The 11,699-nt window shown below is 44.3% G+C and carries 16 protein-coding genes; all 16 read left to right on the plus strand.

The window, feature by feature from the left end; genetic code table 11:
* Position 1 precedes the first annotated feature (1 nt).
* The 16 genes from fliJ (at position 2) to flhB (ending at position 11,674) form a co-directional block, all read left to right on the plus strand.
* Positions 2-454, plus strand: a complete 453-nt coding sequence (fliJ, locus tag NZ043_RS20435) for a flagellar export protein FliJ (protein WP_091031905.1) — start codon at positions 2-4, stop codon at positions 452-454.
* A 43-nt stretch (positions 455-497) separates the two neighbouring features.
* Positions 498-1,439, plus strand: a complete 942-nt coding sequence (locus NZ043_RS20440; RefSeq protein ID WP_076208900.1) for a DUF4088 family protein — start codon at positions 498-500, stop codon at positions 1,437-1,439.
* 38 nt (positions 1,440-1,477) lie between these two features.
* On the plus strand, positions 1,478-2,866 hold the full coding sequence (locus NZ043_RS20445; RefSeq protein ID WP_339309134.1) for a flagellar hook-length control protein FliK: 1,389 nt from the start codon (positions 1,478-1,480) through the stop codon (positions 2,864-2,866).
* A 19-nt stretch (positions 2,867-2,885) separates the two neighbouring features.
* Positions 2,886-3,443, plus strand: a complete 558-nt coding sequence (locus tag NZ043_RS20450) for a flagellar hook capping FlgD N-terminal domain-containing protein (protein ID WP_133384319.1) — start codon at positions 2,886-2,888, stop codon at positions 3,441-3,443.
* Positions 3,440-3,823, plus strand: a complete 384-nt coding sequence (locus tag NZ043_RS20455) for a TIGR02530 family flagellar biosynthesis protein (protein ID WP_047842481.1) — start codon at positions 3,440-3,442, stop codon at positions 3,821-3,823. The genes NZ043_RS20450 and NZ043_RS20455 overlap by 4 nt, the downstream gene beginning before the upstream one ends.
* An 81-nt stretch (positions 3,824-3,904) precedes the next feature.
* Positions 3,905-4,723 carry a flagellar basal body rod protein FlgG gene (flgG, locus tag NZ043_RS20460; RefSeq protein WP_036609361.1) on the plus strand — a complete coding sequence of 273 codons (819 nt, stop codon included), beginning with the start codon at positions 3,905-3,907 and terminating at the stop codon, positions 4,721-4,723.
* 68 nt (positions 4,724-4,791) lie between these two features.
* Complete coding sequence (locus NZ043_RS20465) at positions 4,792-5,013, plus strand: flagellar FlbD family protein (protein ID WP_074094564.1); 222 nt, start codon at positions 4,792-4,794, stop codon at positions 5,011-5,013.
* Positions 5,013-5,474: a flagellar basal body-associated FliL family protein gene (locus tag NZ043_RS20470; protein WP_133384320.1), complete on the plus strand. Its 462-nt coding sequence runs from the start codon at positions 5,013-5,015 to the stop codon at positions 5,472-5,474. Before NZ043_RS20465 ends, NZ043_RS20470 begins: the two co-directional genes overlap by 1 nt.
* A 40-nt stretch (positions 5,475-5,514) precedes the next feature.
* Positions 5,515-6,513 carry a flagellar motor switch protein FliM gene (gene fliM, locus NZ043_RS20475; protein WP_074094566.1) on the plus strand — a complete coding sequence of 333 codons (999 nt, stop codon included), beginning with the start codon at positions 5,515-5,517 and terminating at the stop codon, positions 6,511-6,513.
* Positions 6,503-7,780, plus strand: a complete 1,278-nt coding sequence (fliY, locus tag NZ043_RS20480) for a flagellar motor switch phosphatase FliY (protein WP_133384321.1) — start codon at positions 6,503-6,505, stop codon at positions 7,778-7,780. Before fliM ends, fliY begins: the two co-directional genes overlap by 11 nt.
* Positions 7,781-7,808: 28 nt before the next feature.
* Positions 7,809-8,174, plus strand: a complete 366-nt coding sequence (locus NZ043_RS20485; protein WP_017689175.1) for a response regulator — start codon at positions 7,809-7,811, stop codon at positions 8,172-8,174.
* An 11-nt stretch (positions 8,175-8,185) separates the two neighbouring features.
* The gene (locus NZ043_RS20490) at positions 8,186-8,722 is read left to right on the plus strand and encodes a flagellar biosynthetic protein FliO (RefSeq protein ID WP_206105785.1); all 537 of its coding nucleotides are present in this window, start codon (positions 8,186-8,188) and stop codon (positions 8,720-8,722) included.
* Positions 8,719-9,474, plus strand: a complete 756-nt coding sequence (gene fliP / locus NZ043_RS20495; protein WP_133384323.1) for a flagellar type III secretion system pore protein FliP — start codon at positions 8,719-8,721, stop codon at positions 9,472-9,474. The genes NZ043_RS20490 and fliP overlap by 4 nt, the downstream gene beginning before the upstream one ends.
* A gap of 25 nt (positions 9,475-9,499) precedes the next feature.
* Complete coding sequence (gene fliQ, locus NZ043_RS20500; RefSeq protein WP_047842485.1) at positions 9,500-9,769, plus strand: flagellar biosynthesis protein FliQ; 270 nt, start codon at positions 9,500-9,502, stop codon at positions 9,767-9,769.
* 10 nt (positions 9,770-9,779) lie between these two features.
* Positions 9,780-10,568: a flagellar biosynthetic protein FliR gene (fliR, locus tag NZ043_RS20505; RefSeq protein ID WP_133384324.1), complete on the plus strand. Its 789-nt coding sequence runs from the start codon at positions 9,780-9,782 to the stop codon at positions 10,566-10,568.
* Positions 10,569-10,591: 23 nt separating this feature from the next.
* Entirely contained in the window at positions 10,592-11,674 is a 1,083-nt protein-coding gene (gene flhB / locus NZ043_RS20510) for a flagellar biosynthesis protein FlhB (protein ID WP_206105731.1), read from the plus strand.
* Positions 11,675-11,699 lie beyond the last annotated feature (25 nt).

The raw sequence follows: 11,699 nt of genomic DNA on the forward strand, positions 1-11,699 counted from the left end.
GATGAAATTTCGATATCATTTCCAGAAAGTTGTTGACCTGAAGAGTAATGAAAAAACACAGGCAGAGTGGATGTTATCCACAGCGATCGGCAAACTTCAGACGGAGGAAGAACATCTGATACAACTTCTGAACGACAGAAGTAATCTGATCGGCATTATCCAATCTGCTACGGAAAATACAGCGTCTGTAAACAGTCTGCAGGAGATGCAGCGTTATGTACATCACCTTGACGAGTGCATTTCACGCAAAAACAGTGATGTTAAACATGCTCAGGTCAATGTGCAGCGGAATCAGACGTTTCTAAACGGTAAGATGATTGACGAAAAAGTATGGCTTGGAGCGAGAGACAAGGCCAAAATCAAATTTCAGCAGGAGATGCTCCTCCGGGAACAGAACGATCTGGACGAGATGGCTACTGTACGCTTCGCTGCCAAAGCCGGACGCGCGAATTGATGTGAGCCGGACGCGAAGTTGTCTCGTGAAGGAGGAATGAACGATGGCTGTTAAAGATGATAGCGACATGGAAAAAGAGTCGGGAGGCGGTTGGGAAAAATTTCTCATGATTTCAATCCCGATTGTATTCACCGTAGTACTGCTAGGTGTACTACTTACGCTATTTAATGTAGATATTCGTAATAATTTGTTTGAATTCGCCAACAAGATACCGGTAGTCAAGGAATGGGTACCTGATCCTGTACTGGATCCGGAGAAGGAGAAGCTGGAGAAGAGTGAGCAGCAGGTTGAAAGTGCTGAAGCCACAATCGAAAAGCTGAAATCCCAGGTAACTGCCAAAGAAACAGAGCTCAAGGCAGCACAGGAAGCTACAACAACCGAAGCAAAGAAGGCAACGGACCTTCAGAAGAAGTTGGATGATGCGGAAAAAGCGGCTGAAACGGCTACAGCAGCAACGCCAGAGACGGAATCTGATTATCAAAAACAAATCAAAGATTTGGCTAAAATGTATGCTGACATGAGCCCAAGCAAAGCTGCACCTATTTTGCAAAATATGACGAATGAGGAAATGGTATTGTTGTTGAATGCCATGCAGTCATCTGCTCGGACCAAGGTGCTTGAAAAGATGGACCCGAAAACAGCAGCCGATGTCACCATGATGATGAAGGATGCTAAACCGTCCGGGGATCTGGCACTGGATGCACTGCAATCCAGATTGAAGAAAGAAACCGCAGCAACTTCAACTGCATCCACAACCACAAGCAAAAACCTGGATAAAAACCAGCTTAGTCAAACATTTGCTTCGATGTCTGCTTCAAGTGGTGCCAAGCTATTATTGGAAACATACAAGTTAAGTCCTGACAAAACATTGACCATCCTGAATTCAGTAGATGATGCAACACGCTCTCAATTGCTTGAGAACATGTCTTCAGAGGACTCGGTTGAAACTGCAAAAATTTTGAACAAATTAATGGGTAACAAGTAGATCTTATTCATGTGATATCTGAGAGGAGGTGAAAATAAATGTCGATTGTATATCAAATGGCATCCACAGCATCTGCAAAAGCAACAGGAGCAGGTCAGACAACCGGAGCACAATCGAAAGGTTCAGCTGCAGGTGCTAGCGGTGAATTTCTCCAAACTCTTGCACAATCGCTATCTGGAGGAAACACAGAAGGTGATAGTTCAAGCGCTACTGGAAGTTTAACAGCCAATCCGCTGGTGTTTTCCTTTGCTACAAGTGAAGAAGGAGAAGCGACATCAATCACGGCTATACTGAATTCGTTGTTCACGGACTTGGATTCGCTTGACGAAGCTTTGGAAAATGACCCAGCTCTACTTGCAGGTTTGCAAACTCTGATTCAACAGATGTATACACAATTAAGTAATCCTTCAGGTACTAATACAGAAGGTTCCGACGAATCTTCGACTGGAGCGGAAAGCGTAAAAACAGTACCCGCAATTGAACTGTCGCAGCATCCGGCAGCAGTACGTTTTGTTCTGCAAGATATGCTTACACAATTAGTAGCTGGAATGAATGATCCTGAGAGTAACGTTGCGAAGAACGCTCCTGAATTCAAACATTTGTTACAATCTCTGCAGAGTCAGCTTCAAGAGGCTGGAGTGGATACCACTAGTGACAAAGGATGGACTGAACTGAAATCCATACTGGATACATTGACTGCAGTTAAGGATCAGACTGCACAGGTAGCTCCAAGTGCTTCGCTTCAAACATCCAAACAGGATTCTGTTGTGCCACAAGTTCTTGTTGCGGCAGTCGCGAATTCTGGAACCCAGGTGAAAGCTGAGGCTGAGACCACATCTGCTTCAAATGCAGGTGGAGAAGTGGAACACTCAACCATCATTACTGCAGGAGAGTTGTCCTTGCGTTCATCAGGTACAACAGCAGGAAAACCGGCTGAACCTGTAATGCAAACATCACAGTTTGCCAAGGAAATGACACAGTTTGTTGTTAACAAGCTGGATATTGTCCAGCAAAAAGGATTTTCCGAGGCGACCATCTCACTTCGGCCTGAGCATCTAGGTAAGTTGGATGTTCAAATTACCTTGCAGAACGGGCAGTTGGTTGCACGGTTTATGACTGAGCATACGATGGCTAAAGACATGCTTGAACAACAAATGACGCAGCTGCGTTCTTCACTTCAAGCCCAGGGGATTCAGGTGGAACGACTTGAGGTTACTCAGAACAGTTCAATCGGATCACAGATGTATCAGGACGGAGGCCGTCAGCCGGGAAGTAACTCTCAACAACAACGCCGTTCGCGTGAGCGTGAGGAACAATCGGATGATGCTATAGCTACAGCAGGGATACAAGAAGAATTGCGTAACTGGCGTAGCGAGCAAGTCGAAGGAAACGAATTACAGAGAGATACATTTAGTGCTAAGGCTTAAGCAGAAATGAGGTGAGTAAATGGCTAATGAAAATGTTTCAATGAATAATACCTGGCCGAACTATTCGGCAGCCAATAAAGCAACCACAAGTGCTGCAACAAAAGAATTGGGTAAAGATCAGTTTCTAAAAATCCTGATTACCCAGCTGCAAAATCAAGACCCGATGCAGCCGATGGAGGATAAGGAATTTATCGCTCAAATGGCACAGTTCAGCTCAGTGGAACAACTGGTCAATATTTCTACGCAGCTTAAAACATTGAACCAGTCCCTTGGTGCTGTATCCGGTATGATTGGCATGGAGGTAAGTTGGCTTTCTTCTAATAAAGATGATAACGGAACTCTTCGTCAGGGTATTGTAGATTCCATCATTGTAAGAGATGGCGTTCAATACGCAAAAGTGGGCAACGACGAGATTAAGCTGGATGAGATCATTCAGGTGAATTATCCAAAACAGGCAGAAGAGAGTCAAACTCCGGTACAGAACGTTCAGGATGTAACCCCTGAAACGAACGAGAGCCAGGAAGTTGAATCATCCGCTGAAACGGGTGATACGGAAGATAGCGGGAAAACGATATGAGTGATCGCATAACGGTTGGACAATTATACGCAGGCCCGATTACACCGAATATGCTTCAAAGACCCAAAACGGGAGAAGCTTCGGCTATACCCGAAAAACCTTTTGCCAAGGTGCTGGAAGATAACCTTCTGAAATTGAGCAATCATGCTGCCAAACGACTGGAACAGCGTGGTATTGAACTCAAAACCGAGCAAATGGAACAGATTGGTTCTGCTTTGGACAAAGCTGCTGCCAAAGGAGCCAAAGAGTCATTGATTTTAATGCAGGATATGGCTTTTATCGTCAATGTCAAAAATCGTACTGTGGTTACAGCTATGGATAGTGAGAGCATGAAGGATAATGTGTTCACTCAGATTGATAGTGCCGTAATCATTTCTTGACCGGCTGGCCCTTCTCGGGAGCCGGAATGCCGCTGACCGACTGATGCGGTAACCAAATGAAGACTGGGAGGATTTTTAAAAATGTTGAAATCAATGTACTCAGGCGTTTCCGGGATGCGGGGTTTCCAAACAAAACTCGACGTAATTGGTAACAATATTGCGAACGTAAACACGGTTGGCTTCAAAGGCAGTCGGGTTATGTTCAAAGATATTATGAGCCAAACAACGGCAGGGGTAACTGCCCCAACTGATGCTCCATCTGGTGGTGTGAATGCAAAGCAAATTGGTTTGGGTGTATCTGTGGGATCTATAGATACACTGCATCTCGCAGGAAGCCCAATGACTACAAACAATCCGACAGACTTACGTATTAACGGAGATGGCTTTTTTCTTGTCTCCTTGGGTGGAGATCAGGAAATTCCTTACTTGACACGTGCAGGGGATTTCCATGTTGATGCTGCTCGAAATCTTGTAACTTCAGATGGTTTGTTCGTCTTAAGTAGTGAGGGAGAGCCCATTACAATTGGGGATGATGTTGTTTCATTCACAATCGGACAGAACGGTATGATTAATCAGACAATGGCTGATGGAACAATCGAAGGCGATACTCAAATTGGAATAGGGAAGGTAGTTAACCCTGAAGGATTGGAAAAAATAGGGGGTAACCTATACCGGATGACAGCTAACGCAAATCCTGACGGTACTCTTGATCCTTTAACAGCGAACAGTGCTGAGGACGGAACAGGAGCAATCATTGCTGGACAGCTCGAGATGTCTAACGTGGATCTGACTGGAGAGTTTACTGAGATGATCGTAGCTCAACGTGGATTCCAGGCAAACTCCCGGATCATTACAACGTCGGATGAAATACTTCAGGAAGTTGTTAACCTGAAACGTTAATAACTGATTAATGAATTTTTAAAACGTGGGGGAGCTTGCTCCTCCTACTCTGATCAAGGGGGCTTAGCATGATTTCGGTTACGCGGTTAAATGGTTCTCCCATGTGGTTAAATGCGCTGATGGTTGAAATTGTGGAAGAGACGCCGGATACGTATATTACTCTGGTAACTGGAAAGAGACTGATTGTGCTTGAAAAAGCCACTGACGTTATTTCCAAGATTAAAGATTACAACCGTGAAATCGGGGTTCAGGCAGCCACTATTAAAGTGCAGCAAACGGAGGAATCCTGATGAAAAAAATGATGCCCTGGCTTGCAACAATGTTGCTGGCGATAACACTCATTGTGGTGGTTGTGTTTGTATTTATGCAAGGACAGAACGGGAATAAGGACGACACACATACGGCGGCAGCTGCTGAAGAAAAAAAAATGACTGCGGATGAAATTGTAGAAGTATCGTCAGAGCTTGCACAGATTAAAACGAATCTGGCCGATCCGGATCGTATTATTATGGTTAGTTTTTCTTTCAAGTTATCTGACAAAACAGCCAAAGAAGATTTTGAAAAAATCAAAAGCATTACGGTGAAGCCCATTATTATTCAGGCACTTGCAGACACCAAGGCTGAGGAACTGAGTTCGGCCAAGGGTATGAAACAATTCAATGAGAAACTGACAGGTCTAATTAATGAGGCATTGCCTGAGCCGAAATTGAAAAGCACTAGTTTTTCAGACATTGTTATAGCACCAATGTAAATGAACAGAACACGCTGTAGACCTGTAAGGGGGTGAGAACATGGTGGATGTATTATCACAAAATGAGATTGACGCCCTATTAGCAGCCCTTTCTTCTGGTGAAATGGACGCAGAAGAATTGAAGAAGGAAGAAACTCAGAAGAAAATCAGATCGTACGATTTTAAGCGGGCAGTGCGTTTTTCCAAAGACCATATCAGAAGCTTGACTCGTATTCACGAAAACTTTGCACGCTTTCTCACCACTTATTTTTCAGCCCAACTGCGGACGTTCGTTCAAATCAATGTCGTTCAGGTCGAACAGTTGCCTTATGATGAGTTTATCCGTTCTATTCCTAAGATGACGATATTGAACATTTTTGAAGCGGAGCCACTACAGGGACGAATGGTGATGGAAGTCCATCCAAACGTGGGATATGCGATGTTGGATCGCCTGCTTGGTGGAACCGGAACTGCTCCAACCAAGATCGCATCCATGACGGAGATTGAGACGACCATCATGGAGCGGATATTCAGCCGAGCATTTGAAAGTTTGCAAGAAGCATGGAAGACTGTGTTGGATATTTCCCCAAGGATGGAAGCGCTCGAGACCAATCCGCAATTTATGCAGATTGTATCTCCCAATGAGACCATTGCTCTGATCTCGCTCAGTACCAAAATTGGTGACACGACAGGCATGATCAATCTATGTATACCGCATGTCGTTCTTGAACCTATTATGTCACGGTTGTCAACTCATCAGTGGTTTGTTTCGGAGAAGAAAACGAGAGCTCCGGAGGAGTATGATGCTCTAAAAGAGCGTGTGAACAAAGCCAAGTTACCCATCGTTGCGGAATTGGGAGAATCGAGAATTTCAATTGCAGAATTTCTGGGTCTGTCCGTTGGTGATGTCATTACGTTGAACAAACCAGTTGATGAGGGACTTTCCATTAAAGTGGGTGACAAACTGAAATACATGGGCAGTCCGGGGACAATCAAAGACCGTGTGGCTGTGCAAATAGACAAGATTGTCACCGAAGGAGTTGAAGAATTTGACGAGTAAGGATTATTTATCCCAAGAAGAAATCGATGCTTTGCTCAGGCAATCGGAATCGATAAACAGCTCGGAACCCGCTGAAAAGACGGTTGATGATTTTTTGACCGAGTTGGAGCAGGATGCCTTGGGGGAGATTGGTAACATTACATTTGGTAGCGCGGCAACAGCATTATCCACGCTATTAGGCCTCAAAGTAGATATTACAACACCTAAAGTTTCTATCATTAGTCGAACGCAGTTTGAAGAAGCTTTTCCTAAGCCGCATGTTGCCGTTCATGTCAATTACGTGGATGGATTCGAAGGCATTAACTCACTTGTTATCAAGAAGAGAGATGCTCAAGTCATCGCTGATTTGATGCTGGGGGGCGAAGGAAATCCGGTCGATGAAGAACTGAATGAAATCCATATTAGTGCGGTACAGGAAGCGATGAACCAGATGATGGGTTCCTCTGCAACCTCAATGTCCACGATTTTTAATCGTTTTGTGAATATTTCCCCTCCGGGAATCGATATTCTCAATCTGGAGAGTGGAGAGGGTGTAAGTAATCTTCCAGCAGATGAGACCCTCATTCAAGTTTCATTTCGTTTGTTGATCGGGGATCTGATCGATTCCAATCTGATGCAGTTGCTTCCAGTGCATTTTGCCAAAAACATGGTAGATATGCTGATTGGAGGCGCTCAGGAGTCAACTGCCAGCGCACCAGTGGCATCAACACCTGAACCTGCACCAGCAGCTGTACCAGCAACGCCACCACCGGTTGCGGAGCAGCCGCCCGTTCAACACCAGCAGCCCCCACAGGCTCCTCAGCAGCCTGTTCAGGACTATAATAACGGATATGGACAGGCACCTATGGGGATGCCGCAAGGAATGCCGCCGCAGCAGCCTTATGGCATGCCCCCGCAGCAACCTTATGGTGCACCTCAACATTACGGTGGAATGCCAAATAGGAATGTTAACGTACAACCAGTTCAATTCGCCAATTTGCAAAATGGGGCGTATGGGCAGGTAGACGAAAACAATTTGAATTTATTGATGGACATTCCCCTTAAAGTCACCGTAGAATTAGGAAGGACCCAGAAGCAAATTAAAGATATTTTGGAACTGTCACAGGGTTCGATTGTCGAACTGGATAAGTTAGCCGGGGAACCTGTCGATATTTTGGTGAATAACAAACTGATCGCCAAGGGAGAAGTTGTTGTTATTGACGAAAACTTTGGTGTTCGTGTTATAGATATCGTTAGCCAATGGGACCGAATTCAGAAATTACAATAAGCACAATTTAGGGAGGACTTGAATCAAGATGGCAAACCGAATTTTAGTCGTAGACGACGCTGCATTTATGAGAATGATGATCCGGGACATTTTGTCCAAAAATGGATATGAGGTTGTTGGTGAGGCACAGGATGGCTCACAAGCAATTGAGAAATTTAAAGAGCTTCGTCCGGATCTGATCACAATGGATATTACGATGCCTGAGATGGATGGCATTGCAGCTTTGAAAGAAATCAAGAAGATTGATGCTAACGCTAAAGTAATTATGTGCTCCGCGATGGGTCAACAAGCGATGGTAATCGACGCTATTCAAGCAGGTGCTAAAGACTTTATTGTTAAACCGTTCCAATCTGATCGGGTTATCGAAGCGATTAGCAAGACACTGGGCGTTTAAGAGACATGATGATGGCTCAGGGTGATTTTCCAGAAGCAGCTGGCGCGGGAGCCAATTATTATTTACAGCTTGTATGGGTGATTGTTGTCCTGGCCGTCATCCTGGTCCTTATTGTTTATCTGATCCGGTTCTTAAACAAACGGAATCAGCAAATGTTCCGGCACGGCACAATTCGTACTCTTGGCGGGGTTGGACTGGGACAAAACAAGTCGCTGCAAATTATAGAAATTGGTGGGAGTGTATATCTGCTTGGTGTAGGTGAAGACATCCAGTTGATAGATAAGGTTTCGGATCTGGAAGAGGCGCAAAGAATCATTGATTCCTTTGAACGAGATGCTGCTGCACAACAAGGGAATCTGTCACCTCTCATTGCCAAGCTCACAAAACGCTTCCGTAAAGATGAACCGCCGCGGGAAATGGAACTGGAGGACACAACTTCTTTTCACGAAATGTTTGAATCCAAACTTCGGCAGATGCCTAACCGTAAGGAGAAGATGGAGAAGCTCCTGGATAAAGACAATACTACAGATCGGTCGAGGGATTCATGAAGAAAAAGATTTGGTTAGCGTGTTGTTTGCTAGGACTTATCAGTCTAGCTTCTGTTACAGTTGCCTTTGCCGAGCCCATTCCGAATATTGATATTCAAATCGGAAACGGTGACGGAGGGACACCAAGCACAAGTTCACTGTCCATCATTCTGTTAATTACGGTGCTTAGCATTGCACCAGCAATGCTTGTACTGATGACCAGTTTTACTCGGATTGTGATTGTGCTCGGTTTTGTACGTACATCTTTGGGTACACAACAAATGCCACCCAATCAGGTTTTGGTTGGCTTGGCACTATTTCTGACACTTTTCATTATGTCGCCGACGTTGTCTTCCATCAATCAGGTAGCGCTTCAGCCCTATCTTCAGGGAGAACTTACGCAAACCGAGGCACTTGAAAAAGCAGCGGACCCAATAAAGAAATTTATGTTTAGTCACACGAGAGAAAAAGATCTTCTGCTGTTTATGAAGTACAATCAGACTGAACAACCAAAGACCTACCAGGATATCCCAATTACTGTTATGGTACCGGCATATGTAATCAGTGAGTTAAAGACAGCATTTCAGATGGGGTTTATGATTTTCATTCCATTCCTGGTTATAGACATTGTTGTCGCGAGTACACTCATGGCAATGGGGATGATGATGCTTCCGCCGGTCATGATCTCATTACCTTTCAAAATACTGCTCTTTGTCCTTGTGGACGGGTGGTATCTGGTTGTCAAGTCACTGTTGCTGAGTTTTAACACTTGATCCGGAAAGTTAAAGGAGGACGGTCATGACTTCGGAATTTATTATCGGTCTGGCCGGGAAAGCGGTATACACGTCATTGCTGGCCAGTGCACCCATGCTTATACTAGCTCTGGTTGTAGGACTTGCAATCAGTATTTTTCAAGCGACAACTCAAATTCAGGAACAAACATTAGCCTTTGTGCCCAAGATTGTTGCCGTACTTCTGGCAGTACTTTTGTTTGGACCTTGGATCTTGAATATATTGGTCGATTTTACGTTCAACATACTCGATAATCTATACAGATACATAGGGTAGGCTTTAGCAGATGGAGACATTGTTGCAAAGTTTCCCTGTCGCTCTGCTTATGTTTTGTCGAATCACATCATTTTTTGTAACTGCGCCAGTTTTTTCGGCTCGAAATGTGCCAACTTCAGTTAAAATTGGTATTTCTGCATTTGTCACATTGTCTGTCTATCTGATTTACGGAATAGACCAGACCGTACCCACCGATCTGAGCTATGTTTTATTGATCATCAGAGAGATTCTAATTGGCCTGCTTTTAGGTTTTGTGGCTTATCTGTTGATGACGGCTGTTCAGACTGCGGGGACCTTTATCGATCTACAGATTGGATTCGCTATGGCTAACGTATATGATCCGATGACAGGTGCATCAGCCCCGCTTACAGGTAACTTCAAGTATGCCTTTGCTATGCTGCTGTTTCTGACAATGAACGGACACCATCATCTGCTGGATGCCGTCGTATACAGTTACCGGTGGATTCCATTATCGAACGCATTTTTCCTGCGGTTGGCAGATGGAAGTATTGCTGAATTTTTGGTTCGGACGTTAGGTGAATCATTTATGCTGGCTTTTCAGATGTCTGCACCGATTGTAGTTGCCTTGTTTTTGACGGATGTGGGATTGGGGTTTCTTGCGAAGACTGCTCCTCAATTTAATGTATTTGCTGTCGGAATGCCACTTAAGGTACTCGTCGGGGTTGCTATTTTGCTTTTGCTGGTTCCCAGTTTCTCCTTTGTATTTAGTCAATTGTTCGAAGTAATGTTCAGATCCATGGAAAAATTGCTTGGAACCATTGGACAAAGGCCCGGCTGAGTGAAACGGAGGAAAAGACACGGATGAAACTTCAACTCGACCTCCAGTTGTTTTCAGGGGAGAAGACGGAGAAAGCTACCCCGAAAAAGAGACAGGATACACGAAAAAAAGGACAGGTTGTCAAAAGCGCTGAACTATCTGGCGCATCCATTCTTCTATTCGCGTTTTTGATCATGATGGTATTCAGCAATTTCTATAAAGAACGTATAGTTCGTCTGTTCACAGATATCTTCATCAATCGATTGAGTATGGAAATCACTGGAGAGAATGTGATGGCGCTTATGATGCGCTATGGCATTGAAGTTTTGTTATTGATCGCTCCCGTTTTGCTGGGTGCGGTACTGGTTGCTTTGATCGTTAACTACATGCAAGTTGGTTTTCTTCTTGTAGGGGAAGGTTTGAAGCCAAAACTTGAGAAACTGGACCCGATTAAAGGTTTCAAAAATATTTTCTCTCTCCGTTCATTAGTGGAATTTGCTAAATCCATTTTGAAAATGTCGATTATCGGTTATCTCGTTTACAGTACAATTAAGGGCTACCAGTCAGATATTGCTTCACTTTCTCATTTTTCATTGGATGCCATTTTACATTTCGCTGCGTCGATCACTTTAAGTCTTGGTATCAAGATTGCAGCGGCATTGATGATACTTGCGATATTTGATTACATGTATCAGAAGTATGACCATGAGAAGAAGATCCGTATGTCCAAGCAAGACATTAAAGATGAGTACAAGAAAATGGAAGGTGATCCGCTGATCAAAGGTAAAATCCGGGAACGTCAGCGTCGTATGGCTATGCAGCGCATGATGCAGGAAGTGCCGAATGCGGATGTAATCATTACGAACCCGACCCACTTTGCGGTTGCGCTAAAGTATGAAGGTTCCGAGATGGAGGCACCACAGATTATTGCCAAAGGTCAGGATTATGTCGCCTTGCGTATTAAGGAAATTGCCAAAGAAAACGGTGTTATTACGATGGAAAACAAGCCGCTGGCACGGGCATTGTTCCAGAGAGCCGAGATTGGTGACGCTATACCGGCCGATTTGTTTCAAGCGGTAGCTGAAGTGCTGGCTTATGTATATAAACTAAAGGGCAGAACGAAATAAAAGGGGATCGGAGGCCGTACATTCA

The organism is Paenibacillus sp. FSL k6-2145, from assembly GCF_037976585.1.
Taxonomy (GTDB): domain Bacteria; phylum Bacillota; class Bacilli; order Paenibacillales; family Paenibacillaceae; genus Paenibacillus.

Coding starts and splice junctions, on each gene's coding strand:
- fliP (WP_133384323.1), top strand. CDS start 8,719: ATGAAGAAAAAGATTTGGTTAGCGTGTTGTTTGCTAGGACTTATCAGT.
- flhB (WP_206105731.1), top strand. CDS start 10,592: ATGAAACTTCAACTCGACCTCCAGTTGTTTTCAGGGGAGAAGACGGAG.
- NZ043_RS20440 (WP_076208900.1), top strand. CDS start 498: ATGGCTGTTAAAGATGATAGCGACATGGAAAAAGAGTCGGGAGGCGGT.
- NZ043_RS20485 (WP_017689175.1), top strand. CDS start 7,809: ATGGCAAACCGAATTTTAGTCGTAGACGACGCTGCATTTATGAGAATG.
- fliM (WP_074094566.1), top strand. CDS start 5,515: ATGGTGGATGTATTATCACAAAATGAGATTGACGCCCTATTAGCAGCC.
- NZ043_RS20450 (WP_133384319.1), top strand. CDS start 2,886: ATGGCTAATGAAAATGTTTCAATGAATAATACCTGGCCGAACTATTCG.
- NZ043_RS20470 (WP_133384320.1), top strand. CDS start 5,013: ATGAAAAAAATGATGCCCTGGCTTGCAACAATGTTGCTGGCGATAACA.
- NZ043_RS20455 (WP_047842481.1), top strand. CDS start 3,440: ATGAGTGATCGCATAACGGTTGGACAATTATACGCAGGCCCGATTACA.
- fliJ (WP_091031905.1), top strand. CDS start 2: ATGAAATTTCGATATCATTTCCAGAAAGTTGTTGACCTGAAGAGTAAT.
- NZ043_RS20490 (WP_206105785.1), top strand. CDS start 8,186: ATGGCTCAGGGTGATTTTCCAGAAGCAGCTGGCGCGGGAGCCAATTAT.
- NZ043_RS20465 (WP_074094564.1), top strand. CDS start 4,792: ATGATTTCGGTTACGCGGTTAAATGGTTCTCCCATGTGGTTAAATGCG.
- NZ043_RS20445 (WP_339309134.1), top strand. CDS start 1,478: ATGTCGATTGTATATCAAATGGCATCCACAGCATCTGCAAAAGCAACA.
- fliR (WP_133384324.1), top strand. CDS start 9,780: ATGGAGACATTGTTGCAAAGTTTCCCTGTCGCTCTGCTTATGTTTTGT.
- flgG (WP_036609361.1), top strand. CDS start 3,905: ATGTTGAAATCAATGTACTCAGGCGTTTCCGGGATGCGGGGTTTCCAA.
- fliQ (WP_047842485.1), top strand. CDS start 9,500: ATGACTTCGGAATTTATTATCGGTCTGGCCGGGAAAGCGGTATACACG.